This is a genomic window from Bradyrhizobium sp. USDA 372, from assembly GCF_053629095.1.
Genome location: NZ_JBRJHR010000001.1, coordinates 7,872,342 through 7,897,235, shown reverse-complemented (window position 1 = coordinate 7,897,235; position 24,894 = coordinate 7,872,342). Strand labels below are relative to the sequence as shown.

The 24,894-nt window shown below is 65.0% G+C and carries 24 protein-coding genes; 13 read left to right on the top strand and 11 right to left on the bottom strand.

Features of this window, described 5'->3' with window-relative positions:
* The first annotated feature begins 149 nt into the window (after positions 1-149).
* Positions 150-1,622 (top strand): protein adenylyltransferase SelO, encoded by a 1,473-nt coding sequence (locus tag AB7M16_RS36795; protein ID WP_453947021.1) that lies wholly within the window; start codon positions 150-152, stop codon positions 1,620-1,622.
* Between the two features lie 117 nt (positions 1,623-1,739).
* Here AB7M16_RS36795 and AB7M16_RS36790 read toward each other — a convergent pair whose 3' ends face one another.
* The gene (locus tag AB7M16_RS36790; protein WP_453947019.1) at positions 1,740-2,273 is read right to left on the bottom strand and encodes an REP-associated tyrosine transposase; all 534 of its coding nucleotides are present in this window, start codon (positions 2,271-2,273) and stop codon (positions 1,740-1,742) included.
* A gap of 191 nt (positions 2,274-2,464) precedes the next feature.
* On the opposite strand from AB7M16_RS36790, the gene AB7M16_RS36785 reads away from it, so the two are divergent.
* Genes AB7M16_RS36785 through AB7M16_RS36770 form a run of 4 tightly spaced genes read left to right on the top strand, consistent with a single transcriptional unit; the run spans position 2,465 to position 6,480 of the window.
* Positions 2,465-3,316 (top strand): phosphodiesterase, encoded by an 852-nt coding sequence (locus tag AB7M16_RS36785; protein ID WP_453947018.1) that lies wholly within the window; start codon positions 2,465-2,467, stop codon positions 3,314-3,316.
* 1 nt (position 3,317) lies between these two features.
* Positions 3,318-4,268, top strand: coding sequence for a carbohydrate ABC transporter permease (locus tag AB7M16_RS36780; RefSeq protein ID WP_453947016.1), 951 nt, complete (start codon positions 3,318-3,320; stop codon positions 4,266-4,268).
* Positions 4,265-5,134, top strand: a complete 870-nt coding sequence (locus AB7M16_RS36775) for a carbohydrate ABC transporter permease (protein ID WP_453947014.1) — start codon at positions 4,265-4,267, stop codon at positions 5,132-5,134. Before AB7M16_RS36780 ends, AB7M16_RS36775 begins: the two co-directional genes overlap by 4 nt.
* An 11-nt stretch (positions 5,135-5,145) precedes the next feature.
* Positions 5,146-6,480, top strand: a complete 1,335-nt coding sequence (locus tag AB7M16_RS36770; protein ID WP_453947012.1) for an ABC transporter substrate-binding protein — start codon at positions 5,146-5,148, stop codon at positions 6,478-6,480.
* A gap of 131 nt (positions 6,481-6,611) precedes the next feature.
* Here AB7M16_RS36770 and AB7M16_RS36765 read toward each other — a convergent pair whose 3' ends face one another.
* Positions 6,612-7,601 carry a zinc-dependent alcohol dehydrogenase family protein gene (locus AB7M16_RS36765; RefSeq protein WP_453947011.1) on the bottom strand — a complete coding sequence of 330 codons (990 nt, stop codon included), beginning with the start codon at positions 7,599-7,601 and terminating at the stop codon, positions 6,612-6,614.
* Between the two features lie 103 nt (positions 7,602-7,704).
* Here AB7M16_RS36765 and AB7M16_RS36760 point away from each other — a divergent pair, with 103 nt between their 5' ends.
* Together AB7M16_RS36760 and rnd are read left to right on the top strand one after the other, a co-directional pair.
* Positions 7,705-8,604, top strand: coding sequence for a LysR family transcriptional regulator (locus AB7M16_RS36760; protein ID WP_453947010.1), 900 nt, complete (start codon positions 7,705-7,707; stop codon positions 8,602-8,604).
* Positions 8,605-8,958: 354 nt separating this feature from the next.
* Positions 8,959-10,107: a ribonuclease D gene (gene rnd / locus AB7M16_RS36755; RefSeq protein ID WP_439363244.1), complete on the top strand. Its 1,149-nt coding sequence runs from the start codon at positions 8,959-8,961 to the stop codon at positions 10,105-10,107.
* 118 nt (positions 10,108-10,225) lie between these two features.
* On the opposite strand, the gene AB7M16_RS36750 is transcribed toward rnd, so the two are convergent.
* The 5 genes from AB7M16_RS36750 to AB7M16_RS36730 all read right to left on the bottom strand — a co-directional run bounded on the left by AB7M16_RS36750 (position 10,226) and on the right by AB7M16_RS36730 (position 13,820).
* Positions 10,226-11,608: an aspartate aminotransferase family protein gene (locus tag AB7M16_RS36750; protein ID WP_453947007.1), complete on the bottom strand. Its 1,383-nt coding sequence runs from the start codon at positions 11,606-11,608 to the stop codon at positions 10,226-10,228.
* A 197-nt stretch (positions 11,609-11,805) separates the two neighbouring features.
* Positions 11,806-11,976 (bottom strand): hypothetical protein, encoded by a 171-nt coding sequence (locus tag AB7M16_RS36745; protein ID WP_453947006.1) that lies wholly within the window; start codon positions 11,974-11,976, stop codon positions 11,806-11,808.
* A 30-nt stretch (positions 11,977-12,006) separates the two neighbouring features.
* The gene (locus AB7M16_RS36740; RefSeq protein WP_453947003.1) at positions 12,007-12,570 is read right to left on the bottom strand and encodes an isochorismatase family protein; all 564 of its coding nucleotides are present in this window, start codon (positions 12,568-12,570) and stop codon (positions 12,007-12,009) included.
* Between the two features lie 25 nt (positions 12,571-12,595).
* Complete coding sequence (locus AB7M16_RS36735) at positions 12,596-13,216, bottom strand: GNAT family N-acetyltransferase (RefSeq protein ID WP_172786488.1); 621 nt, start codon at positions 13,214-13,216, stop codon at positions 12,596-12,598.
* The gene (locus AB7M16_RS36730; RefSeq protein WP_453947000.1) at positions 13,203-13,820 is read right to left on the bottom strand and encodes a hypothetical protein; all 618 of its coding nucleotides are present in this window, start codon (positions 13,818-13,820) and stop codon (positions 13,203-13,205) included. Before AB7M16_RS36730 ends, AB7M16_RS36735 begins: the two co-directional genes overlap by 14 nt.
* A 71-nt stretch (positions 13,821-13,891) precedes the next feature.
* Between AB7M16_RS36730 and AB7M16_RS36725 the strand changes: the two genes are divergently transcribed.
* Positions 13,892-14,932 carry a LysR family transcriptional regulator gene (locus tag AB7M16_RS36725; RefSeq protein WP_212257564.1) on the top strand — a complete coding sequence of 347 codons (1,041 nt, stop codon included), beginning with the start codon at positions 13,892-13,894 and terminating at the stop codon, positions 14,930-14,932.
* 18 nt (positions 14,933-14,950) lie between these two features.
* Here AB7M16_RS36725 and AB7M16_RS36720 read toward each other — a convergent pair whose 3' ends face one another.
* Positions 14,951-16,108, bottom strand: a complete 1,158-nt coding sequence (locus AB7M16_RS36720; protein ID WP_453946998.1) for an autotransporter outer membrane beta-barrel domain-containing protein — start codon at positions 16,106-16,108, stop codon at positions 14,951-14,953.
* Positions 16,109-16,486: 378 nt separating this feature from the next.
* On the opposite strand from AB7M16_RS36720, the gene AB7M16_RS36715 reads away from it, so the two are divergent.
* On the top strand, positions 16,487-16,693 hold the full coding sequence (locus tag AB7M16_RS36715) for a cold-shock protein (RefSeq protein WP_024338088.1): 207 nt from the start codon (positions 16,487-16,489) through the stop codon (positions 16,691-16,693).
* Between the two features lie 220 nt (positions 16,694-16,913).
* On the opposite strand, the gene purN is transcribed toward AB7M16_RS36715, so the two are convergent.
* Both purN and purM read right to left on the bottom strand, forming a co-directional pair.
* Positions 16,914-17,567, bottom strand: coding sequence for a phosphoribosylglycinamide formyltransferase (purN, locus tag AB7M16_RS36710; RefSeq protein ID WP_439363248.1), 654 nt, complete (start codon positions 17,565-17,567; stop codon positions 16,914-16,916).
* The gene (purM, locus tag AB7M16_RS36705) at positions 17,567-18,640 is read right to left on the bottom strand and encodes a phosphoribosylformylglycinamidine cyclo-ligase (RefSeq protein ID WP_172786483.1); all 1,074 of its coding nucleotides are present in this window, start codon (positions 18,638-18,640) and stop codon (positions 17,567-17,569) included. The genes purN and purM overlap by 1 nt, the downstream gene beginning before the upstream one ends.
* A gap of 155 nt (positions 18,641-18,795) precedes the next feature.
* On the opposite strand from purM, the gene AB7M16_RS36700 reads away from it, so the two are divergent.
* The 4 genes from AB7M16_RS36700 (at position 18,796) to ppx (ending at position 23,959) form a co-directional block, all read left to right on the top strand.
* On the top strand, positions 18,796-19,338 hold the full coding sequence (locus AB7M16_RS36700; protein WP_172786482.1) for a CDP-alcohol phosphatidyltransferase family protein: 543 nt from the start codon (positions 18,796-18,798) through the stop codon (positions 19,336-19,338).
* A 91-nt stretch (positions 19,339-19,429) separates the two neighbouring features.
* Entirely contained in the window at positions 19,430-20,107 is a 678-nt protein-coding gene (locus tag AB7M16_RS36695) for a chromosomal replication initiator DnaA (protein WP_439400698.1), read from the top strand.
* 144 nt (positions 20,108-20,251) lie between these two features.
* The gene (locus tag AB7M16_RS36690) at positions 20,252-22,441 is read left to right on the top strand and encodes an RNA degradosome polyphosphate kinase (RefSeq protein WP_172786517.1); all 2,190 of its coding nucleotides are present in this window, start codon (positions 20,252-20,254) and stop codon (positions 22,439-22,441) included.
* 15 nt (positions 22,442-22,456) lie between these two features.
* Positions 22,457-23,959, top strand: a complete 1,503-nt coding sequence (gene ppx / locus AB7M16_RS36685) for an exopolyphosphatase (RefSeq protein ID WP_172786480.1) — start codon at positions 22,457-22,459, stop codon at positions 23,957-23,959.
* Between the two features lie 61 nt (positions 23,960-24,020).
* Here ppx and AB7M16_RS36680 read toward each other — a convergent pair whose 3' ends face one another.
* Entirely contained in the window at positions 24,021-24,881 is an 861-nt protein-coding gene (locus AB7M16_RS36680; protein ID WP_453946995.1) for a TerC family protein, read from the bottom strand.
* Between the last annotated feature and the right edge of the window lie 13 nt (positions 24,882-24,894).

Sequence of the window (24,894 nt, the reverse complement as noted above, 5' to 3'; positions counted from 1 at the left end):
ATGGCCGGTCCGAAGTTGCGGCAGGGTTTACCCCGGGAGGACGGGGGCGGCAACCAAGGGAACGCCCTGTTTTGGACCTCAGGGGCCCATTTTTGGCTTATCGGGCTCAGAGCCTTTGCCGATGCCCGTTCCAGCCCTATCTTGAGGTCATGACGGTGCATTTCCCCTTTCAGAACTCCTATTCGGCGCTGCCGGAGAACTTCTTCGCGCGCGTTGCGCCGACCCCGGTCGCCGCCCCCCGGTTGATCAAGCTGAACCGGCCGCTGGCGGTCCAGCTCGGTCTTGATCCCGATCTGCTGGAGACCCCTGATGGTGCCGAGATCCTGGCCGGAAAGACGGTTCCCGCCGGAGCGGATCCCATTGCCATGGCCTATGCCGGGCACCAGTTCGGGCATTTCGTGCCGCAGCTCGGCGACGGCCGCGCCATCCTGCTCGGCGAGGTCATCGACAAGGACGGCGTCCGCCGCGACATCCAGCTCAAGGGCTCGGGCCCCACCCCGTTCTCCCGCCGCGGCGACGGCCGCGCGGCGCTCGGCCCAGTCCTGCGCGAATACATCGTCAGCGAGGCCATGTACGCGCTCGGCATTCCGACCACGCGCTCGCTCGCCGCCGTCGTCACCGGCGAGCACGTCATCCGCGAGACCGCACTGCCCGGCGCGGTGCTGACCCGCGTCGCCGCCAGCCACATCCGCGTCGGCACCTTCCAGTTCTTCGCCGTCCGCCGCGACACCGAGGCGATCCGCCGGCTCGCCGATCACGTCATCGCGCGCCACTATCCGGACCTGCTGCATGCGGAGCGGCCCTATCACGACCTGCTCGCCGCAGTCGTCGCGCGCCAGGCCGAGCTCATCGCGCGCTGGCTGCTGGTCGGCTTCATCCATGGCGTGATGAACACCGACAACAGCTCGATCTCGGGCGAGACCATCGACTACGGGCCTTGCGCTTTCATGGACGCCTACAACCCGGCGCAGGTCTTTTCCTCGATCGACGAGATGGGCCGCTACGCCTATGCCAACCAGCCGCGCATCGGCCTGTGGAATCTGACGCGACTCGCCGAATGCCTGCTGCCGCTGTTTTCGGACGAGCAGGAGAAGGCGGTCGCCGAAGCCCAGGACATCCTCGGCGCGTTCTCCGATCAGTTCAGCGCCGCCTATCAGGCCGGCCTGCGCAAAAAGGTCGGCCTGTTCACCGAGCGTGACGGCGACGAAGCGCTGATCCAGGACCTGCTGGATGCCATGGCCAAGAACCAGGCCGACTTCACCCTCACCTTCCGCAAGCTGGGTGATGCCGCCGGTGATGAGGCTGCGGACGTGCGCGCGCAGTTCATGGAGCCCGCAGCCTTCGACGAATGGGCCGGCCGCTGGCGCGCGCGCATCGCGCTGGAACAGCAAGGCGCCGCCGAGCGGCAAGCGGCCATGCACGCGGTCAATCCCATGTTCATCCCGCGCAACCACCGCGTCGAGGCCGTGATCCAGGCCGCCGTGAACGACGACGATTACGCGCCGTTCGAGGAATTGGTGAAGGTGCTGGCGAGGCCCTACGAGGATCAGCCAGAGTATGCGGCCTACGCCGATCCGCCGCTGCCGGACCAGCGGGTGCTGCAGACGTTCTGCGGGACGTAGCGACAAACTCGGTGCGTAGGGTGGATTAGCCGAAGGCGTAATCCACCACATTCCCACCGAGCAGAAAGTGAAGAGGTGGATTACGCTTCACTAATCCACCCTACAGACTGACGCTGATCATGCCCTCTCACCGAACTCGCCTGCGATCCTGACGTCCCCGCCCCAATCCTCCGGAAACAATCCCGCCCGCACGTCGCGATGAAACGACGAGTACGGCCAGTCGCAAACCTTCGACACGTGCCCGTGCTTGACGGGATTGTAGTAGCAATACTCGACATGGCGCGCGTAGTCGGTCTCGTCACGGATCAGATGCTCCCAAAAGCGGCGTTGCCAGATACCGCGCTCGTTTCGCGCGACACGGACTACGCTCCGACGCTCATTGGCCGGTAGGGCTTTCGCAAATCGTGCCTTGATCAACCGCCAACGCACAGAAAAATTGGCATCGCCCGGCGGCAGCTTCCAGATCGCGTGCAGATGATCCGGCAAGACCACAAAAGCACCGATCTCGAAAGGATAGCTCCGTCGGGTTTCGGCGACTGCGTCCCGCAAGCTCTCGATCTCCTCGGTCAAAAGAGATTTCCGCCGATCAAGCAAGTTCACGGTGAAGAACCAGCGTCCTCCGGGGATGAATGCGCGGCGATAGTCAGGCATCAACCATCGATAGCACAACTTGAGGTTGGCTCACAGTGGTGGATTACGCCTTCGGCTAATCCACCCTACGACACGGGCGCTTGTGGACACGGGAACCGCTGTCATCAAACTGAAACACACGCGCTCTAACGGGCTGGCAGCGCCGTCTTGCCGGAGGCGCCATCCTTCAACCGTCCCGACTCAGGCGCGCCATGCCCTTCAAGTTCATCCACCTCACCGACACGCACCTCGCGAACCCCGGCTTGACGCTCTACGGGCTCGATCCGCGCGCCCGGCTGGATGCGGCGATTGCCGACATCAACAAGCACCAGTCCGACGCTGCGTTCGCCGTCGTGACCGGCGACCTCACCCATTGGGGCGAGGCTGAGTCCTACGCCAACTTCGCCGAGGCGATGGCGGCGCTGAAGATTCCCTACATCGCGATGGTCGGCAATCACGACAAGCGCCTCATCTGCCTCGACGCGCTGAAGGCCGCGCCGCGCGATGCCAACGGCTTCGTGCAGGGCACGCGCACCACCGAGCATGGCCTGTTCGTCTTCCTGGACACGCTGGACGAGACCAGCCATGCCGGCGAGATGTGCGCAAAGCGCCTCGGCTGGCTGGCGAATACGCTCGCGGCCGCCCCCGCCGAGCAAGAATTCGTCGTGTTCATGCACCATCCGCCCTTCCCGGTCGGCGTCCACGCCATGGACGAAATCGCGCTGAAGCAGAGCGCCGAATTCGCCGAGGTGATAGCGCCCTATCGCGCGCGCATCCGCCATCTCTTCTTCGGCCATGTGCACCGGCCGATCTTCGGCAGCTACGGCAAGATCCCGTTCTCGACGTTGCGCGGCACCAACCACCAGGTCTGGTTCGAGCTCGACGTTGCGGCCAGCGAGCATCTCGCCAGCCACGAGCCGCCGGCCTATGGCGTCGTGCTGATCGACGACGAGAACCTGGTCGTGCACAGCCACGATTTCCTCGACGAAAGTCTGCGCTTCCCCTTCGAACCACCGGCAGGAGTGGACGGCCGCGACTATGCACTCAATTTCCCGGCGCGATGAGATGAGCCTCGCTGAACCCGCGGCTCTCCCGGTCGCGACGTCGGCGGCACCGCGTCTCAACGTCCTGAAGCGGTTCACGGAGCGCTTCAAGACCTCGCTGCCGGCCTATCTGCTGCTGTTGCCCTCGCTGGTCTTCCTCGCGCTGTTCACCTATGGCGCGATGGGACGCGTCCTCATCGACGCGCTCTATCAGCGCGCGAGCCCGAAGGCGCCGGTGCGTTTCGTCGGCCTCGACAATATCAGCGCCGTGCTCGCCGACCCCGCCTTCACCGGCGCCGTCGTCAACAATTTGATCTACGCCGTCGGCACGGCGGTGCCGAGCATCGCGCTTGCGCTGTTGTTCGCGCTGGCGCTGTCACGCACCCACGCCGTGACCAGCGCACTGCGCGCCGCGCTGTTCCTGCCGGTGCTGATCCCGATGGTCGCGGCCTCCGCGCTGTTCCTGTTCATCTTCCTGCCCAATGTCGGCCTGCTCGATTATTACATCGGCCGGCTGCTGCCGGTGCTGCCGAACTGGCTCGGCGACCCCGACATCGCGCTCACCGCGATCATGGTCATCACGATCTGGAAGAATGCCGGCTATTACATGCTGTTTTTCCTCGCCGGCCTTCAGGCCGTGCCCGAGGATGTGATGGAGGCGGCGCATCTCGATGGCGCCGGGCCTTACATGCGCCTGCGCCACATCATCCTGCCGGAGCTCAAGCCCACCTTCCTGTTCGTCACCGTCATCGCCACGCTGAATGCGGTGACGCAGGTCGACCACGTCTTCGTCATGACCCAGGGCGGGCCGTCCAACGCGACCAACCTCGTGCTGTTCTACATCTACCAGCAGGCGGTCGAGCATTACGACATCGGCAAGGCCTCGGCGGCGACGCTGCTGACGCTCGCCGCGCTGATGGGTCTCACCGCGCTCTCCTTCCGCACGATGGCCAACCGCGAGGGCGGGCCATGAAGCTGATCGACAGGCTCTACAAGGACGCCCCGCTCGCCACCCGCGGCGAGATCACGCCCAAGCTCGGCTTCCTCCTGACCGTGCTGCTCGCGATCGTCTGGCTCATCCCGTTCCTGTGGATGGGCGTTGCGACGCTGCGCCCGGCCTCCGACGGCATCAACACGATGGCCGAACTGATGCCGAGTCTGAAGCCGACGCTCGACAATATCAGGGATGCCTGGGAAATCGGCGATTTCCCGCGCTACACGATCAACACCACGATCATCTGCACCGGCATCCTCCTGGTGCAGTTCGTCACGATCACGCTGGCCGGCTTTGCCTTCGCGCGCCTGGAATTCGCCGGCAAGACGCTGATCTTCTATTTGTTCCTGATGCAGCTGATGCTGGTGCCGGTGCTGCTGATCGTGCCGAACCTGTCGCTGGTGGCGCAGCTCGGGCTCTATGACACGCTCACCGGCGTGATGATGCCGTTCTTCGCCTCGGCCTTCGGCACCTTCCTGATGCGCCAGGCGTTCGAAGCCATTCCGACCGAACTGGAAGACGCCGCCCTGATCGACGGCGCCGGCCTGTTCCAGCGCATCCGCCACATCTACGTGCCGCTGTCGATGCCGAGCTTCTCGGCCTTCGCCATCATCTCCGTGACCAGCCACTGGAACGACTTCCTGTGGCCGCTGATGGTGATCAATTCGCCGGACAAGCGGCCGCTCACGGTCGGCCTCTCCGTCTTCACCAAGACCGCCGAAGGCACGCAGGCCTGGGGCACCATCGCCGCGGGCACGCTGATGGTGATCGCGCCGCTGCTCGTCGCCTTCCTGATCTTCCAGAAACGCTTCATCAGCTCTTTCGTCACCTCAGGCATCAAATAGGAGATTTTCCGATGCTGTTCTCCCGCAGGATCGTGCTTGGCCTCGCCATGGCCGGCTCAATGGCAGGCCCCCTCGCCTTTCCGGCTCTCGCCGGCGAAGGTCCGACCGAGGTCGACCTGTTCTTCCCCGTCCCCGTCGACGGCAAGCTCGCCCGCGACATGGGCACCTTGATCAAGGAGTTCAACGAGACCCATCCCGACGTCAAGGCGACCGCGGTCTACACCGGCTCCTACGACGACACGCTGATCAAGACGCGCGCCGCGATCAAGGCCGGCAAGCCGCCGGCAGCCGTGATCATGTCGGCGAACTTCCTGCTCGACATGCAGATCGAGAACGAGCTCACCAACCTCGATGCGCTGATCAAGGCGGACGGCATCACCAAGGAGCAGTTCCTCGGCCGGTTCTTCCCGGCGCTGCAAGGCAACGCGGTGATCAACCGCTCGGTCTACGGCGTGCCCTTCCACAATTCGACGCCGCTGCTCTACATCAACGCCGACAAGGCCAAGGAAGCCGGCCTTGATCCGAGCAAGCCGCCGCAGACCTGGGCCGAGCTCACCGACTGGGCCAAGAAGCTGACCAAGCGCGAGGGCGACAAGGTGACCCAATGGGGCATCGCGATCCCCTGCGCCTACGACTATTGCGGCTGGATGATGGAAACGCTCACCATGAGCAATGGCGGGCGCTACTACAACGAGGAGTTCGGCGGCGAGGTCTATTACGACACGCCCTCGATGCTGGGCGCGCTCTCCTGGTGGAACGACCTGATCTATAAGCACAAGGTGCATACGCCCGGCGCCACGCCCGGCCCTGCCGTCAGCACCTCCTTCATCTCGGGCAATGCCGCGATGATGATGCTGTCGACGGGCTCGCTCACCTACGTGCGCGACAACGCCAAGTTCGCCTACAAGGTCGCCTTCATCCCGCGCAACGTCCGCAACGCGGTGCCGATCGGCGGCGCCTCGCTGATCATGCCGGCCGGCTTAGAGGCCGAGAAGCAGAAGGCCGCGTGGACGCTGATCAAGTGGATGACCTCGCCGGAGAAGAGCGGCTGGTGGAGCCGCGCCACCGGCTATTTCGCACCCAACATGGCCGCCTACAAGACGCCCGAGATGGTCGAATTCCTGGGCAAGAACCCCGACGCCAAGACCGCCGTCGAGCAGCTCGACGTCGCAAAGCCGTGGTTTGCGACCTACAAGACCGTCCCGGTGCGCAAGAATCTCGAGGACGAGGTGATGCTGGTCCTCAACGGCAAGAAGCAGCCGAAGGAGGCCCTCGCCGCCGCCCAGAAGGCCGCCGACGAGACGCTGAAGCCGTACAACGCGGAGACGTCGCTGAAGCTGCCCTGATCGTCGTAGGGTGGGTTAGCTGCGCGAAAGCGCGAAGCGCAGTTCGCGCAGCGTAACCCACCTCTTCCGCATCTGCGGATATGGACAGCGGTGGATTACGCCTTCGGCTAATCCACCCTACGGTCCCCTCATCAGATCGTCACCACGATTTTGCCGAACTGATCGTTCGACTCCAGGAAGCGATGCGCTTCGACGATGTCCTCGAACCGGAACGTCCTGGCGATGACCGGCTGCAACGTGCGATCCGACAGCCCGTCGAGAATGAACGCCTTTGCCTGCGCAAGGCGCACGGGATCGCGGATGATCTCGTGTACGAGGTAGCCGCGCAACACCAGGCTCTTGGTCAACACGTTGAGAAGCGGAAACGGCGTCGGCTCGGGACTCAATCCGCCGTATTCGATCAGGATTCCGCCCGGCGACATCGCCGCGGTCAGCGGCTCGAACGCGGGACCGCCGACGGCGTCGAAGACGACGCGGACCCCGTTTGATCCGGCGATCGCCTCCAGCCGCGCCCGAATATCGTCTTCGTCCGAGGCGACGACATGGGCAGCGCCGGCATCGCGCAAAGGCCCACTCTTGGCCGAGGTCCGTGTCAGCGCGACCGCCGTCGCGCCGACCCGGTTCGCAATCTGAATGGCCGCGATTCCGACGCTGCTGGATGCCGCGGTGATGGCAACGACGTCGCCTCGGCCAAGTCGGGCGATATCAACCAAAGCGCCGTAGGCCGTCAGATACTGCATCCACACGGCAGCCGCCGTTTCGAAGCCGAGCTCCGGCGGATGTTTCACGACGAGTTCGGCCGGAAACGTCGCGAGCTCGGCATAGGCCGGCCATCGCACCATCGACAGAGGCGGCACGATGCTCACGACATCTCCTGGCACAAAGCTGGTCACATCATCCCCGACCGCTTCGACGATGCCTGTCGCCTCCAGGCCCAGCCCCGACGGAAAAGTCGCACGCTCGATATAGGTCCCCCTTCGCAACAGGGCCTCGGCGCGGTTGAGGCCGAGTGCCCTGATCCTAATCTGCACCTCGCCCGATGCCGGCGGCGGGACATCGACGGTCTCGATGCGCAGCACGTCGGGACCACCATGGTGATGAAAGCGAACGGCGCGGGCCATGGATGCACTCCAAAACAGTTGAACCGAATGGAGCTATGCCGGTCCGCGCGAAAGGAATAAATCGCTCAAACAACTGAACAGTCGAAACCAGGAGTTTTCAATCATGGACCGCCTGACCAGCATGGCCGTGTTCGTCAGGGCCGTCGACCTCGGCTCTTTCGCGGCCGCGGCCGACGCCCTGGAGATGTCGGGGCCGATGGTGGGCAAGCACGTCCGTTTCCTCGAAGAACGCCTCGGTGCACGGCTCCTCAACCGCACCACGCGGCGCCAGAGCCTGACCGACGCCGGCCAGGCCTATTACGAACGCTGCCGCGCGGTGCTGAGCGAGGCCGAAGCCGCAGATAGCGTCGTTGCCGACCAGTTGTCGGAGCCGCGCGGCCGACTGCGTGTGACCATGCCGGCCCTGCTGGGACGGCACTGCATCGCGCCCTTGTTGATGAGGCTGGCGCGGAAACATTCGCATCTCAAGCTCGACCTCTCGTTCGGCGATCCGATCGCCGACATCGTCGAAGCCGGCTACGATCTGGCAATCCGGACCGGCGATCTCGACGACCAGTCCGGTCTGATCGCGCGGCGCATCGCAAGCCAGCGCATGGTGGTGTGTGGCGCGCGGTCGTATTTGCGCACGAGCGGCAAGCCGAAATCGCTCGACGATCTCGCCAACCATCAAGCGATCATCTATCGCGGCTCGGGGCGTGTCCGGCCGTGGCTGTTTCCGCAGGAGGGCGGCATTCCGCGCGAGATCATGCCATCGGGCCGGCTGAGGTTCGACGATCTGGAGGCGATTGCCGATGCCGCGGCGCAAGGCATGGGCCTCGCGTGGCTACCCTATTGGCTGGTCCGCGAGCGCCTCGATACTGGTGCGCTCGTCAGTCTCTTCAGCAGTCAGCCGCAATTCCTCTACGAGTGCCACGCGCTCTGGCCGCGCTCGCCCCGGCTGCCGCCGAAGGTGCGCGCGGCCGTGGACATGCTCGCGGCCGGCCTGCCGAAGCTGATGGCGTGACCATGGCTGCGGCGCGCCATTAACTCCCCGTCCACCATCCGCCCCCGGCCCGCCGCCGGTAACCATCGCAATTAACAGACCCTCAACGCAGCCCCGACAAATCTATCCATGTTTCTGGAGATTTCGCCGTGGATCTGTTGGTTTTCGAGTTCCTGGGACTGGCGCTGGTCGCCATGTGCGTGATCGTGGTGGCGCTGCCCTGCGCGCGAAAACCCTCGCAGCGGGTCCGTTACGAATAGGAATTTGGTCGGAAAGGGTCGATTCCGGCCCGATGCAAGGCTCGAATTCGCTTAGAGCCCCTTGACATCACAGCACTTTCGGCAGAACGGCTGTATTCAGTGTCATGGGCCGTTCATGGATTTGATTACCACCACCGCTGACCTCGCGGCTGCCTGCAGCCGGCTGGCCAAGCACTCCGTCATCACAGTCGATACCGAGTTCCTGCGCGAGACCACTTATTACCCGCTGCTGTGCGTGGTGCAGATGGCCAGCGCCGAGGAAGCCGTGGTCATCGACGCCCTGGCCGAGGGGATCGATCTCAAGCCGTTCTTCGAGCTGATGGGCAACGAGGGCGTGCTGAAGGTGTTTCACGCCGCCCGCCAGGACATCGAGATCATCTGGCACCAGGCGGGCATCATCCCGCATCCGGTGTTCGACACCCAGGTGGCTGCGATGGTGCTCGGCTACGGCGACAGCATCGCCTATGACGCGCTGGTCGAGAAGGTCACCGGCCACCGCCCGGACAAGACCCACCGCTTCACCGACTGGTCGCGCCGGCCGCTGACCAAGGAGCAGATGCATTACGCGGTGTCCGACGTCACCCATTTGCGCGACGTCTTCGCCGCGCTCGACGCCGATCTGAAGAAACGCCGCCGCAGCGAATGGGTCTCCATCGAGATGGAGGTCCTGACCTCGCCCCGCACCTATGACTTCCACCCCGAGCGCGCCTGGGAACGGCTGAAGACGCGGGTCCGCAAACCCAAGGACCTCGCGGTGCTGATGGAGGTCGCGGCGTGGCGCGAGCAGGAGGCGCAGAGCCGCGACGTGCCGCGCGGCCGCGTGCTGCGCGACGAAGCCGTCACCGACATCGCGACCCACGCGCCGACCACGCTGGAGAAGCTCGCGCATCTGCGCTCGGTGCCGAAGGGGTTCGAGAAGTCCAAATGGGGCGCGGACATCATCGCCGCGGTCGAGCGTGGGCTCGCGCGGGACTTCACGAAGCTGCCCAAGCTGGAGAAACCGCGCAACAATTCCAACGGCGCGGCCATCGTCGAGCTTTTGAAGGTGCTCTTGCGGATGACCGCCGAACGCCACGCAGTCGCAAGCAAGGTGATCGCGACCGTCGACGATCTCGAAGAGATCGCGGCGGACGATGAGGCCGACGTCCCCGCCTTGCGCGGCTGGCGCCGCGAGCTGTTCGGCGACGCCGCCTTGAAGCTCAAGCGCGGCGAGCTGGCGCTGGCGATCGAGAAGGGCCGCGTGATCGGGGTGCAGCGGGCGTAGGCGGCCGCTGTTTCCACAGCGTCATTGCGAGCGCAGCGAAGCAATCCAGAATCTTTCCGCAGTGGCAGTCTGGATTGCTTCGTCGCAAGGGCTCCTCGCAATGACGGGGAGAGAGCCCCTACGCCGGCGTCAGCTTCGCCACTTCGCTCTTCATGTCGTTCAGCACGCCTGAGATCGCGGTGACCAGCTCGTCGATCTGAGCCTTGGTCGTGATCAGCGGCGGGCAGATGGCGATGGCATCGAGCATGTTGCGCGAGATCACGCCGCGCTCCTGGAGCATGCGGCTGGCGATGCCGCCGACGGCGCCCGGCGTGCTGGCGGCGGTCTTGCGCCCCTTGTCGAGCACGAGCTCGAGCGCGGCGATCATGCCGACGCCGCGGACCTCGCCGACCAACGGGTGGCTCGTAAGCTCACGCAAGCGGCCCTGCATATAGGCGCCGAGCTCGGCCGCGTGCGCGACCAGGCCGCGCTCCTCGATGATCTTGAGGTTTTCCAGCGCAATCGCCGAGCCGACCGGATGGCCGCCGGCGGTGAAGCCGTGGCCGAGCACGCCGATCTTGTTGCTCTCGTCCGCGATCGGCTCGAACATGCGGTCGTTCAGGATGATCGCCGACAGCGGGAAATAGCTCGAGGTGATCTGCTTGGAGACCACCATCGCGTCCGGCTCGATGCCGTAAGTCTCGCAGCCGAACATCTTGCCGGTACGGCCGAAGCCGCAGATTACCTCGTCGGCGACCAGGAGAATGTCGTACTTCTTCAGCACCTTCTGGATCTTGTCCCAGTAGGTCGCCGGCGGCACGACGACGCCGCCCGCCCCCATCACCGGCTCGCCGAAGAAGGCCGCGATCGTATCCGGCCCCTCCTTCTGGATCAGCGCGTCGAGCTCCTCGGCCCGGCGCGTGGCGAAGGCTTCCTCGCTCTCGCCGGGGGCACCGTCCTTATAAAAGTGCGGCGAGCCTGTATGCAGGATGTTCGGCAGCGGCAGGTCGAAGGAGCGGTGGTTGTTCGGCAGGCCCGTCAGGCTGGCGGATGCGATGGTGACGCCGTGATAGGCACGCAGGCGGCTGATCACCTTCTTGCGCTGGGGCTGGCCAAGCGCATTGGAGCGATAGGCGATCAGCTTCAACACCGTGTCGTTCGCTTCCGAGCCGGAATTGGTGAAGAACACCTTGCTCATCGGTACAGGCGCGAGCGCGACCAGCTTCTCGGCGAGGTCGATCGAGGGACCGTGCGATTTGGCGGAGAAGGTGTGGTAGAACGGCAGCGCCTGCATCTGCTTGTACGCCGCCTCGACCAGCCGCTTCTCGTTGAAGCCGAGCCCGACGCTCCACAGGCCCGCCATCGCTTCGAAATAGCGCTTGCCCGACACGTCGAAGACATAGGGCCCCTCGCCGCGCTCGATCACCAGGGGACCGGCCTGCTGATGGGTGCGCGCATTGGTGTAGGGATGGAGCTGATAGGCTACATCCCGGGCCTCTTGCGAATTGGGCAGCATGGACATTTGCGAAGATCCTTGAAAGCGTCACGCCGCCGGCTCGGCCGGCGTCATCACTCGATGGCAAGTGCTTGTCTTAAGTACGTGGCTATTGCCACGACGCGAAACTTGCAACGCCAATTCGTCGGCGGCAAGCGCTCAGCAGGGATGCACAAAGCCGCACATGACGGCACCACGGATCGCAGAAGCCGGCCGGGCAGCTTTCACGCCGCGCCGTCGTCGTCCCCTTCGTCGGTGGCGGCAACGGCTTCCCTCACCTCCATCAGCGCCATCGAGAGCAAGTAGACCGTCGTGGGCAGCCCCAGCCTGCGCGCCTTCTCGGCGGCATGCGACAGATCGCTCACCAGCTCCTTGAGCTCGTCTCCCCGCGACAATTCTCAACCCCATCGACCGGCCGCGGCCGCCTACACCGCGACGGCGCCGCTGGTTTTGATCAGTTCGGCGCTGGACTGGATTGTAGCAAAATTCGCGATGACATTCACTACCGCTTGCCGGTAGGCGGCGGCATCGTCCGTGCCCGGCTGCCGGCAAGCCACGGCGTCATTGATCACATGGTAGCGATGGCTGCGGTGAAACCCCTCGACGGCGGTGGCCAGGATGGTCTCGTCCAGGGAAAAGCCGACCAGAATGCAGCGCATGGCGCCGATAGCGGACATGTGGCCGACAAACCGCGACGAGCTGTAGGCGGACGGCAGCGGGTGCTCGAACGTCATCTCGCCCGGCCGTGGCCTGGCCTCTGCGATCCAATCGGTCAGCCTGGATGACGGATTGAACCAGGCCGCCTGCGCGATGCGCTTCAGATGCATCACCGGCCACAGATTGCTGCGCCACAGCGTCAGAAGTTCCAGGCAGCGCGCCATCGTCGCATCGCCGTCACGGATGACGTGGCGGCGGCCGGGGGTCAGGTATTCGACCTGAAGATCCGCACAGACCAGGATCGGCGGATCATCGTGCATGGAAACCAGCATCGTGTTGCGCGCAGCTGCACCTATTTCAGCGGTCGGCGAGAGCGAGGTCCCGCAGCGGTGAGGTCACTGCCCGCCCGGCCGACGCATCGAGCACGCCAGGCCGGTCCCAATCGCCCTCGGGACGGATGATCACATAGGGATCGCTGTCGAGCGTGATGGCGTCCGGGCCCGGCTCGACCTCCAGCAGCATCTCCGTGTAGGAGAAATCCGAGAAGGTGATCTTGCGGTTGTGACCGAGCGGCTTGGCGCCAAAATGGGCCCAGAAATCGACCAGCCGGTCCTGCGCCTGGCCGTAGATCTTGCGAAAGCCCTTGCGCTTCACATAATCGACGCTGGCCTGCACCAGCTTGAAGGAGACGCGGGAGCGCCGATATTGGTGACGCACCGCAAGCCGCTCCACCTTGGCGAAATCGCCGAAGAAGCGCACCCGCAGGCAGCCCGCAGGCTCGTTGCCGACGAAGCCGATGAAATGCGCGGCGACCATGTCGTTGCCGTCGAACTCCTCCTCGAACGGACAATCCTGCTCGGCGAGATAGACCGCCGAGCGGATGGCGGTCACCAGCATGAGATCGCTTGGGTCGCGCGCGAGGCGGATGGTGATGGCGCGGGAACAGGGCGTGGCGACAGGAATCCTAGTACCGTGCATCTGCAAAGCTCCTTGATTGGATGATCGCACCCGGCATGCGCAGCGGCCGTCGATGCCAGGGCCGCTCGTAGCACCAAAGGTCGGGTTGAAAGCTCGGAACAGGTGCAAAGCCTGTCGCCTTCATGATGTCGCGTCCAGCCACCGTTGACGGCTGCGCATAGCAGTCCGCACTGCGAAACCTTATCTGCCGCAGATGCGCCGCGGCTTTGCCGAGACCGGCGATGCCGCGGCCCGTCGCCGCGATCGCCCAAATGTAGATGGCGGCGACGTCGTCGTCCGCCGCTGCGAGATAGCGCGTCTCCGGCGCAGTGAGGCAAATCTCGTCGAGCAGCAGCGCGTCGTGTCCGCGATCATTGAGGAACAGGAACGCCATGCCGCCGACGAGCTTGCCTTTGCGGCTGAATGTCAGGATGCTCTGGGGATCGAAAAGGTAATATTTGGCAAGCTCCGCCGTCCCGATCTGCACGCCCGGCACCAGCCGGTGCGCCATCTCCGAAAGCGCCTCAATTTCGGAAAATTGCGCACAGCGGACGTCGATGTCCGGGCTCAGAGGCAGGGCATCGAAATCGTGTCTTGCGGCAAACGAGCCCCTTTCCATACTCATATCACGCCTCTATCGTTCAAGGCTTTCATGCCCCGCTATGACGACGAGCTTAGCGGTTGGGGATCAGGAGTATGCAGCAGTTATTGCACCGGGGTGCTGCGATGATGCAGCACCGTGAAGAAGCCCTGGGCACGTCCTGGGATGATTTGAAGCTGTTTTTAGCGTGCGCAAAATATAAAAGTTTTCGGAATGCCGCCGAAGAGCTCGGCCTCACCTCCACAACGCTGATGCGCCGCGTCGACCGGCTCGAGGAGAGCATCGGCTGCAAGCTGTTCCTGCGCGACCAGAGCGGGCTTACGCTCAGCGATGAAGGCAACGCGATGATTGCCGACGTCACGCATATGGAGCGTCACGCCTTCAACGTCTTCCGCCGCGCCGCCCGGACATCGAACGACACCTCGGGCACCGTGCGCGTCGCCGTGACGGAAGGCCCCGGCAATTTCTGGATCCTGCCGCGGCTGATCGATTTCCAGAAGACCTACCGCAAGATCACCGTCGATCTGCGCTGCGCAATGGAGCAGGCCGACGTCGCGCGGCTCGAATCCGACATCGCAATCCAGCTCGAGCCGCCGACCAATCCGGATCTGATCGTCGCCAAGCTCGGCCGCCTTCATATCTATCCCTTCGTCTCCAAGGAATATGAAAGCCTCTACGGCGTGCCGGCAACGCTCGCCGAATTGAACAACCACCGCATCATCAAGCAGAGCGCGCCGCAGGTCGACGACGGCGCCTATGCCCGCGTGCTCGGGCTGAAGTCGCTCGAGGGCATCGTCGGGATCAAGACCAATTCGTCGGTGGGCGTGCTCTATGCGGTGGAGCGCGGCGCCGGCATCGGCTTCCTGCCGACGGTGTCGACTGCGCTCGGCGCGCCGCTCGTTGCCGTCGACCTCGGCGTCAGCCACCACGCCGATCTCTGGCTCACCTATCACAAGGAGTTTCGCACCTCCGAGCGCCACAAGATCGTGGTCGACTGGCTGAAGAAGATCTTCGATCCCAGGACCTATCCCTGCTTCCGCGACGAGTTCATCCATCCGAACGCGCTGGTGCCGATGATGACGGCGGCGCGCGAGGGCTTTGGCTTAACCGGATATGTGGCGACGGCGCCGACCTGAACGCAGGCGAGCGTCAGCTCACCATTTGTATTCGAAGCCGATTGTGCCCTGGTGCGAGGTGAGCTCGTTGCGGAACTTGCCGTCGTAATTGACGTAGAGCCGAGCCACGTTGGTCAGGCTGAGCGAAGCCGAGGCACCGGCATCCGCGCCGTAACGGCTCTCGCCGATGCCGGGAACGATGATGTTCTGGGCGCCCAGGCTGACCTGGATGGATCCCAGGTCCTGGTGGAAATTGTCGACGAACTTGCCGTAGGCCGAGAGGTCCAGGATCTTCTGGTCGATAATGAAGTAGCGGCCGATCTCCGCCCCGATCATGATGCGCGCGCGCGAGAGCGCCGTCGCGCCGACGTTGAGCGGGTCGAGCCCGCCGGACTCACTGAACGCGGCGCTGGTGGCGCGCACATATTCCAGCGCGCCCTTCGGCACGATGCGCATCTGGTCCTTGGTCCAGTAATAGCTGATCTCGGTCAGCGCGCCGTCGACGGCGGCGCGATAGCCCGCGGTCGCAAGGCCAAGGCCGGTGTCGCGGCTGGAATGGACCTTGCCGAAGCCGTGCACCACCGCAAAGGCCCAGGTCCACGGGCCCCTGTCGACCGAGCCGCTGAACCCGAGCTGGGTCAGGTCGAGCGTTGCGGATTGCAGCGCCAGCGGCACGTCGATGTCGGTGTGGCTGTGGTCGACCGAGAATCCGATGTTGACGCCGGGTGCGAGCCGCGCGCCGAAACCGGCGACGCCGCCAAAGGTCTTGCGCTTGTCGCCGACGAAATCGCCTTGCGCATCGGTCCGGACCGAGAGGCCGTAGCCCTCGAACCAGGTGCGGTAGCGGGGATCTTCCGTGCCCGCCGAGGCACCGCCGCCGCCCGGATTGGTGCGGAACGCCCGGTTGACGCCGCCGGATGCCTGGTTGCCGAGCCGCTCCAGAAAGCCCGAGCCGAGATTGAGCGCGCTGTTGCCGGCTGACCGATCCTGATTGGTCGAGGTCGGCGACGGAATCGGCGTTGGAGACGGCGTGGGCGTCGGGGTGGGTGTCGGCGTCGGGCTTTGCGCGAAGCTGGGGCTCACCGCCGCCATGGTCACGACCAGCGCAAACGCCATCGCAAGCGCAGCGGCGATCCGGCGGACGCGGTCCAGCCCGATCGTCTGCCGTGTCCCGGAGAGCTGCGCGGCGCAGCGCATGACCATGAATCCCGTAGCGAAGTGGCGGCGCGCAAAAATGCAACACGGTCTGCGGCGCTAGCGGCGATTTGTGCCGAACTGCCACGAGGGGTCAACCGGTCGGCGCATGACGGCCAAGGCTATTGCACTGATTGTGGTTCTGCTGCCACAGGTCGCAAATTGCGCTTGAAGGCAGCTGGCCTGGTCTTGAAATCCTCGCGCGGCTTGCTAGGCGACGATTTTCATGTTGCAATATCGGTCACAATCGGAATTGGCCGCTTGGCTGTGCGTTTCGCGACATTGCGCCTCAAGACTCGAACAGACTTCCGCAAGACCGTTTGTGGCGTGGCACGCGAAAAGCGGCCGCGTCTTTTTTATATCTAGTGGAGGAGACGAGCGATGCCGCAAAAGGGCACCGTCAAATGGTTCAACCCGACCAAGGGCTATGGGTTCATCAAGCCGAACGGCGGCGACAAGGACGTGTTCGTCCACATCTCCGCGGTCGAGCGTGCCGGACTCTCCACCCTCAACGAGAACCAGGTGGTTGAATTCGACCTCGTGGAGAACCGCGGCAAGTCGTCCGCGGAGAACCTCAAGGTTTCCTGATGTCTCTCGCGGCAAGCGAGCGATCATGACGTTGCCCCCGGCTCTGCCGGGGGATCTTGTTTGGGGGCTCGCCCGTTGCGCGTAGGTTCATGGTTCGGCTCGCACGCGCCACATATTCCGTCATTGCGAGCGAAGCGAAGCAATCCAGAATCTTTCCGCGGAGCGATTCTGGATTGCTTCGTCGCAAGAGCTCCTCGCAATGACGGGACGGGGCGGCTCTTCAGCGCACCACCGGCGCAACCAAGAAATTCTCCGACGCCGCGCTTCCCGCCGTCTTGCAGACATCGCCCTCGATCCGGACCTTGCCGGTCGCGAGCAGCCGCAGCGCCTCGGGATAGATGCGGTGCTCGACCTCGAGGATTCGCTCGGACAGCGTCTCCGCGGTGTCGTGGTCGCTGACGGGAACCGCGCCCTGCATCACGATCGGGCCGGCATCGGTCTCGGGGATGACGAAGTGCACCGTCGCGCCGGACAGCTTGACGCCCGCGCGCAGGGCCTGGCCGTGCGGGTCGAGGCCGGGGAACGACGGCAGCAGCGAGGGATGGATGTTGAGCATCCGCCCATACCAGGCTTTTGTGAACTCGGCCGTGAACAGGCGCATGAAGCCGCCCAGACAAATCAGCTCGATGCCGTGCTTGTCGAGCGCGGCCTGCAGCACCTTCTCGAAGCCGGCGCGGTCCTTGCCGAACGGCTTGCTCTCGATCACCTCCGTGGTCACGCCGCCCGCCCGGGCACGTTCGAGGCCGAGCGCATCGGCCTTGTTGGAGATGACGAGCGATATCTCCGCCGGAAAATCGGCGGCAGCGGCTGCCCTGATCAAGGCGGCCATGTTGGAGCCGCGCCCGGAAATCAGGATGGCGACGCGGCGCTTCATCACAGCGCCATGTCGAGATGGCCGTTATAGACGACGCGGTGCTCGCCCTCGGCCGGAATCACGGTGCCGAGCTGCGCCACGGTCTCGCCGGCGTCGGTGAAGACCTCGATCACCTTGTCGACCTTGTCGGGCTCGACGATCGCGATCATGCCGATGCCGCAATTGAAGGTGCGCAGCATTTCCAGCTCGGCAATGCCGGCCTGCGCGGCCAGCCATTTGAACACCGGCAGCACCGGCAGGCGTGCCAGATCGATGCCGACGCCGAGGTGCTTGGGCAGCACGCGCGGGATGTTGTCGGTGAAGCCGCCGCCCGTGATGTGGGCGAGCCCCTTCACCGCGCCGGTCTCCCGGATAACGCGCAGGCAGGATTTGACGTACAGCCTGGTCGGCGTCAGCAGCGCGCCGCCGAGCGTCATCACCGGCGCGAACGGCGCCTGCGCCTCGAAGCTGAGGCCCGACTGCTCGACGATCTTGCGGACCAGCGAGAAGCCGTTGGAATGCACGCCGGACGAAGCGAGACCGATCACGGCATCGCCCGCGGCGATGTCCTTTCGCGGCAACAACGTACCGCGCTCGGCGGCGCCGACGGCAAAGCCGCCGAGGTCGTAGTCGCCGTCCTTGTAGAGGCCGGGCATCTCGGCGGTTTCCCCGCCGATCAGCGCGCAGCCGGATTCGCGGCATCCTTCTGCAACGCCTGCGACGATCGCCGCAGTGGCCTCGGGGTCGAGCTTGCCGCAGGCGAAATAGTCCAGGAAAAACAGCGGCTCGGCGCCCTGCACCACGAGGTCGTTGACGCTCATGGCGACGAGGTCGATGCCGATGCCGCCATGCAGCCCGGTCTCGATCGCGATCTTGACCTTGGTCCCGACGCCGTCGGTCGCGGCCACGAGGACCGGATCCTTGAAGCCGGCCGCCTTGAGGTCGAACAGGCCGCCGAAGCCGCCGATCTCGGCATCGGCGCCCGGCCGTGCGGTGGCGCGCACCATCGGCTTGATCAGGTCGACCAGGCGGTTGCCCGCGTCGATATCGACGCCTGAATCGGCGTAAGTGAGGCCGTTTTTGCGGTCGGTCATGCCCGATTTCCAGTGGGTTTGCGGCTGGTTACGTCGAATTCCGGGGACGCGCAATGGCTCGCATGGCGCTCCCCGCTATACTATGTAGACATATCAACCGGTTCAGCCTGCAACGGGCCGGATTTGAGATCAGAACCGGTGCCGGGAAGCGCTGCGTGAGTATTCCGAACATCATTACCCTGGGCCGCATCATGCTGGTCCCGATCATCGTCTGGGCCATCGTATCGAGCCAAATGGAGGTCGCGTTCGCCGTCTTCCTCATCGCCGGCATCAGCGATGCCGTGGACGGGTTCTTGGCCAAGCGTTTCAACATGACGAGCGAGCTGGGCGCCCTGCTCGATCCGCTCGCCGACAAGGCGCTGCTGGTCTCGATCTACATGGCGCTCGGCATCTGGGGCGCGATCCCGCGCTGGATCGTGATCCTGGTGGTCTCGCGCGACATCATGATCGTCGCCGCCGTGATCGTGTCCTGGCTGTTCGACCGGCCGGTCGAGATGAAGCCGTCGAAAGTGTCCAAGCTCAACACGGTCGCGCAAGTGGCGTTCGCAGCCCTGGTGCTGGCGGCGCTTGCCTTCGGCTTCAAGCCCGCGCCCTATGATATCATCCTGATGGGTCTCGTCACGGTCCTCACGCTCTCCTCCGTGTCGCTCTATCTCGTCGAGTGGCTGCGGCACATGAGCACGATCGAGGCCAAATGAAAGTGGAAGCGGCCTCGTAAAGGCCATCTCCGCTCGATCAAATCGAATTCTCTTCGAACCGGCCGGCGCGCCGGCATGGAGCAAAGCAAGCGTGGCAGGCCGCGTTCATCCCCGACAATTGGCGTTTGCACTTCCGCATGCGGAGAGCCTCAGCCGGGACAACTTCCTCGAAGGCCCCGCCAACGCGGCCGGTCTCGGCCTGATCGACAGCTGGCCGGAATGGCCGAACCGGATCATGTGGCTGGCGGGCCCGGAGGGCAGCGGCAAGAGCCATCTCGCCGCGATCTGGGCCGAGGACGCTGGCGCCCGTTCGACCACCGCCAATGCGCTGACCGCGGCGGCCGTGCCCGGCGCGCTCGCCACCGGCGCGCTGGTGGTCGAGGATCTCAAGGCTGGGGACTTCGACGAGCGCGCCCTGTTTCACCTGATGAATCTCGCCCGCGAGGACGGCGCCTACGTCCTCTTCACCGGGCGCGAGGCACCGGCCGCGCTTCAGATCGAGCTGCGCGACCTGCGCTCGCGCCTGCGCGCCGTTCCGGTGGTCACGCTGCTGCCGCCCGACGACCAGCTGTTCCGCGGCCTCATCGTCAAGTTCTGCGCCGACCGCCAGCTGAATGTGGACGAGAGCGTGGTCGGCTATCTCGCCACCCGCCTGGAACGGTCCTCGGCCGCCGCCCGCCGGGCCATCGAGCTGCTCGACAGCGAAGCCCTGCGGCTCGGCCGTCCCGTCACCCGGGCACTGGCCGCCGAGCTGCTCCGGGACGCCTGACCGGCTCGCAGGCCTCCCTGAAGCCCGCTTGACGCGGGGCGGCGGCGGAACATCAATGTCATCGAAACGTCATCGCTCTAACACATGCTCCCGCCGATTTTGCGCTTAAGTCGCAATTGGGTGAACTGGATGGACCGACTTCTAATGGACTCTGCGCAAGCTCTTGAAACCAAAGAGAAAGCCCCGGAAACCGAGGGCCTCCCGGCCATCGCGTCCAGCCCCGAGCGGTTCATCAACCGCGAGCTGTCCTGGCTGCATTTCAACCGCCGCGTCCTGGAGGAATCGGTCAACCCCAGTCACCCCGTGCTGGAGCGGGTGCGATTCCTGTCGATTTCGGCGAATAACCTCGACGAGTTCTTCATGGTCCGCGTTGCCGGCATCAAGGCCCAGGTGCGCGAGGGCATTGCCGAACGCAGCCCCGACGGCCTGACGCCGTCCGAGCAGCTCGCGCTGATCAACCGCACCGTCTCCCAGCTCGCCTCCGACCAGCAGGCGATCTGGCGCGACCTGCGCGGCACGCTGGCCGATGTCGGCATCGTGCTGGTCGACGGCAAGGACGTCACCAAGGCTGAACGGACCTGGATCGAGGACTACTTCCTCAACAACGTGTTCCCGCTGCTGACGCCGCTGGCGATCGATCCGGCCCACCCCTTCCCGTTCATTCCGAGCCTCGGCTTCACCATCGCGCTGCACCTCACGCGCGCCGCCGACGGCAAGCAGATGAACGCGCTGATCCGCATGCCCGGCAAGATCGACCGCTTCATCCGCCTACCGGCGGAGGGCACGGTGCGCCTGATCTCGCTGGAACAGGCCACTGCCCTGTTCATCAATCGCCTGTTCCCCGGCTACAATCTGCACGGCCATGGCGCCTTCCGGATCATTCGCGACTCCGAGCTCGAAATCGAGGAAGAGGCCGAAGACCTCGTCCGCCTGTTCGAGACCGCGCTGAAGCGCCGCCGCCGCGGATCGGTGATCCGGCTCGAGATCGACGCCAAGATGCCGGAGGAGCTGCGCAGCTTCGTGCAGCACGCGCTCTCGGCCGCCGACGACGAGGTGTTCCTGGTCGACGGCGTGCAGGCGATGAACGAGCTCTCGCAGCTGACCCGGCTCGACCGCCCCGACCTCGAATTCACCCCTTACGTGCCGCGCCATCCCGAACGCGTGCGCGAGCATGGCGGCGACATCTTTGCCGCGATCCGGCAGAAGGACCTGATCGTCCATCATCCCTATGAGTCGTTCGACGTCGTCGTGCAGTTCCTGCAGCAGGCCACGCGCGACCCCGATGTCGTCGCGATCAAGCAGACCCTCTACCGCACCTCCAACAACTCACCGATCGTGCGCGCGCTCGCCGAAGCGGCCGAAGCCGGCAAATCCGTCACTGCACTGATCGAGCTGAAAGCGCGGTTCGACGAGGAAGCCAACATCCGCTGGGCGCGCGATCTCGAACGCGCCGGCGTGCAGGTCGTCTACGGCTTCCTCGAACTGAAGACGCACGCAAAGCTCTCGATGGTGGTGCGCCGCGAGGGCGGCAGCCTGACGACCTACGTCCACACCGGCACCGGCAACTATCACCCGGTCACCGCGCGCATCTACACCGACCTTTCCTACTTCACCTCGGACCCGACCATCGGCCGCGATGCCGCGCGCGTGTTCAATTTCATCACCGGCTATGCCGCGCCGAGCGATCTGGAAAAGATGGCCGTGTCGCCGCTGACCTTGCGCAAGCGCATCATCGAGCACATCCAGGGCGAGACCGCGCATGCGCGGCACGGCCGTCCGGGCGCGGTCTGGATGAAGATGAATGCGCTGGTCGACCCCGACATCATCGATGCGCTCTACGAGGCGTCCCAGGCCGGCGTCCAGGTTGAGCTCGTGGTGCGAGGTATCTGCTGCCTCAGGCCCGGCATTCCCGGCCTGTCGGAGAACATCCGCGTCAAGTCGATCATCGGCCGTTTCCTGGAACATGGCCGAATCTACTGCTTCGGCATGGGCCAGGGCCTGCCGAGCGCGAAAGCGGCTGTGTATATCTCCTCTGCCGACATGATGCCGCGAAACCTCGACCGCCGCGTCGAGGTGCTGTGTCCGCTGCAAAATCCGACGGTGCATCAGCAGGTTCTCGAACAGATCATGGTCGCGAACCTGAAGGACAATGAGCAGAGCTGGCAGTTGTTGCCGGATGGGTCTTCAACGCGTATGAAGACCGCGAAGGGCGAGGAGCCTTTCAACGTCCACAACTACTTCATGACGAATCCGAGTCTGTCTGGCCGTGGAAAGTCGCTCAAGGAATCCTCGCCGCGTCGTCTCACGCGCCGGAACGAACGCCATCAATCCTGATCGGGGATTTGCGACGTGAAGCGGCCGCGCAAGCGCGGCTCGAGCGTCGCGGTTATCGACATCGGCTCCAACTCGGTCCGCCTCGTCGTCTACGAGGCGCTGGCGCGCAGCCTCATCCCGATCTTCAACGAGAAGACGCTGTGCGGCCTCGGACGCGAGGTGCAGAGCACGGGCCTGCTTGCGCCCGACGCCGTCGACAAGGCGCTGACCTCGCTGAAACGGTTTCGCGCGCTCTGCCGGGTGATGCAGGTCGGACGCGTGTTCGCGATCGCGACTGCGGCGTGCCGCGACGCCTCCAACGGTCCCGATTTCATCGCCAAGGCCGAGCGCATCTGCGCGGTGAAGATCGAGATCCTGTCGGGCCCGCGGGAGGCGCGGCTCTCGGCGCTCGGCGTGATCTCCGGCATCCACCTCCCCGACGGCATCGTCGGCGACCTCGGCGGCGGCTCGCTCGAGCTGATCGACGTGCGCAGGAACGCGGTGCGCAGCGGCGTGACGTTGCCGCTCGGCGGTCTCGCGCTCCAGGATCTCGCGCACAAATCGCTCAAGCGTGCCGATCGCATCGTGCGCGAGGAGATCGACGAGGTGCCGCAGCTGACTGCAGGCCGCGGCCGCACCTTCTACGCCGTCGGCGGCACCTGGCGCGCGCTCGCGCGCATCCACATCATCCAGAGCGGCTATCCGCTCCAGGTGATGCACGGCTATTCCATCCCGGCTGCTGAAGCGCTCGACTTCTCGCGCCGCCTGCGGCGCCTCGCCGCCGCCAACATGCTTGCCGACATCGAGATCGTCGCCGATGCGCGGCGCCCTCTCCTCACCTATGCGGCGCTGGTGCTCGAGCACATCATCCGGGTCGCAAAACCCAAGACGATCGTGTTCTCGACCTTCGGCGTGCGCGAGGGCCTGTTGCACGAGAAGCTGTCGGAGTCCGAACGGACCAAGGACGGGCTGATCTGCGCGGCCGAGGAGCTGAACCAGCTGCTGTCGCGTTCAGCCAAACACGCGCGGGAGCTGATCGCCTGGACCGACCGCCTGGTGCGCGTCGTCAAGCTGCGCGAGACGGAAGAGGACCGTCGCCTCCGCCACACCGCGTGCCTGCTCTCCGACATCGGCTGGCGCGTGCATCCCGATCATCGCGGCGAACAGACGCTCAGCCTCGTCGTCAACGGCAATTTCGGCGCGATCACCCACACCGAACGCGCCTTCGTCGGCCTGTCGGTGTTCTATCGCTATGCCGGCCTCAGCGAGGAGAACCAGCCGCCGGCCACCATGCAGGAGCTGCTGACGCCGGCGCAACTCGAACGCGCGCGCCTCCTGGGCGCTGCATTCCGCGTCGCGCATCTGATCTCGGCTGCACGTCCCGGCGTGCTGCCCGCCACGCATTTCCGCAGCCAGGGCCGCAAATTGATGCTGGTGTTCGAGCACCGGCTCGGCGACCTCGTCGCCGATCGCGTCGGCAGCCGCTTCCGTCAGCTCGCCCGCCTGATCGGCCGCTCGGGATCGATCGTGCGGCGCTGACAATGGCGGCGAGTGCTCGCCTCTCCCTGCGGGAGAGCTGAACAGCAATCCTCGGAAAACTCTATTCCGCCGAAGCCTTCGCGTGCTGCTCGGAGGATGCCAGCGCGACGGCGGTCAGCCTGCGCCGGCGCCAGATGGTGCCGACCACCAGCACGACGAGGACGCCGAGTGCGGCGCAGAGAAATTCGGGGCCGGCCCCGCCATGGCCGAATTGCGGCGGGATGCGGAATACCCCCAGTATGGCGTCGAGCGAGGCGCCGAACGGGCCCTCGAACAGCGTGTGCAGTCGCGGCGCGACGCCGGGATCGGTCGCGATCACCTCGCCCGAGATCCAGCCGAGCAATGCCGCGCCAGCCCAGACCAGGACCGGCAGCTTTTCCAGCAGCGCCATAATCAGCGCCGCGCCGGCGACGATCAGCGGCACGCTGATGGCAAGGCCGAGGATCAGCAGAGGCACGCTGCCATTGGCCGCGGCGGCGACCGCAATGACGTTGTCGAGACTCATGACGATGTCGGCGACCACGACGATCTGGATCGCCTGCCACAGATGCGCGGCAGCGTCGACGTCGTCATCGTCATCGTGTTCCGGCACCAGGAGCTTGGCCGCGATCACGATCAGCGCAAGGCCGCCGACCAGCTTGAGATACGGCAACTCCATCAGGGTGGCGACGATACCGGTGAAGATGATCCGCAGCATCACCGCTGCGCCGGCACCGAAGATCATGCCCCACAGCCGATGCCGCGGCGAGAGGCCGCGGCACGCGAGCGCGATCACCAGCGCATTGTCGCCGGAGAGCAGGATGTTGATCCAGATGATCTTGCCGACCGCGATCCAGAAGGTCGGCGCAGCCATCTCGTTGCGGAACTGGGTGAAGAATGCCCCGATCGTAGCGGGATCGAAGATCTGCCAGAGCCAGTCCACAATGAGTCCTTTC

Bases quoted from the DNA above. Each gene is read 5' to 3' on its own strand.
- AB7M16_RS36795 (WP_453947021.1), top strand. From the start codon at position 150: ATGACGGTGCATTTCCCCTTTCAGAACTCCTATTCGGCGCTGCCGGAG.
- AB7M16_RS36790 (WP_453947019.1), bottom strand. From the start codon at position 2,273: ATGCCTGACTATCGCCGCGCATTCATCCCCGGAGGACGCTGGTTCTTC.
- AB7M16_RS36785 (WP_453947018.1), top strand. From the start codon at position 2,465: ATGCCCTTCAAGTTCATCCACCTCACCGACACGCACCTCGCGAACCCC.
- AB7M16_RS36780 (WP_453947016.1), top strand. From the start codon at position 3,318: ATGAGCCTCGCTGAACCCGCGGCTCTCCCGGTCGCGACGTCGGCGGCA.
- AB7M16_RS36775 (WP_453947014.1), top strand. From the start codon at position 4,265: ATGAAGCTGATCGACAGGCTCTACAAGGACGCCCCGCTCGCCACCCGC.
- AB7M16_RS36770 (WP_453947012.1), top strand. From the start codon at position 5,146: ATGCTGTTCTCCCGCAGGATCGTGCTTGGCCTCGCCATGGCCGGCTCA.
- AB7M16_RS36765 (WP_453947011.1), bottom strand. From the start codon at position 7,601: ATGGCCCGCGCCGTTCGCTTTCATCACCATGGTGGTCCCGACGTGCTG.
- AB7M16_RS36760 (WP_453947010.1), top strand. From the start codon at position 7,705: ATGGACCGCCTGACCAGCATGGCCGTGTTCGTCAGGGCCGTCGACCTC.
- rnd (WP_439363244.1), top strand. From the start codon at position 8,959: ATGGATTTGATTACCACCACCGCTGACCTCGCGGCTGCCTGCAGCCGG.
- AB7M16_RS36750 (WP_453947007.1), bottom strand. From the start codon at position 11,608: ATGTCCATGCTGCCCAATTCGCAAGAGGCCCGGGATGTAGCCTATCAG.
- AB7M16_RS36740 (WP_453947003.1), bottom strand. From the start codon at position 12,570: ATGCTGGTTTCCATGCACGATGATCCGCCGATCCTGGTCTGTGCGGAT.
- AB7M16_RS36735 (WP_172786488.1), bottom strand. From the start codon at position 13,216: ATGCACGGTACTAGGATTCCTGTCGCCACGCCCTGTTCCCGCGCCATC.
- AB7M16_RS36730 (WP_453947000.1), bottom strand. From the start codon at position 13,820: ATGAGTATGGAAAGGGGCTCGTTTGCCGCAAGACACGATTTCGATGCC.
- AB7M16_RS36725 (WP_212257564.1), top strand. From the start codon at position 13,892: ATGCAGCAGTTATTGCACCGGGGTGCTGCGATGATGCAGCACCGTGAA.
- AB7M16_RS36720 (WP_453946998.1), bottom strand. From the start codon at position 16,108: ATGCGCTGCGCCGCGCAGCTCTCCGGGACACGGCAGACGATCGGGCTG.
- AB7M16_RS36715 (WP_024338088.1), top strand. From the start codon at position 16,487: ATGCCGCAAAAGGGCACCGTCAAATGGTTCAACCCGACCAAGGGCTAT.
- purN (WP_439363248.1), bottom strand. From the start codon at position 17,567: ATGAAGCGCCGCGTCGCCATCCTGATTTCCGGGCGCGGCTCCAACATG.
- purM (WP_172786483.1), bottom strand. From the start codon at position 18,640: ATGACCGACCGCAAAAACGGCCTCACTTACGCCGATTCAGGCGTCGAT.
- AB7M16_RS36690 (WP_172786517.1), top strand. From the start codon at position 20,252: ATGGACTCTGCGCAAGCTCTTGAAACCAAAGAGAAAGCCCCGGAAACC.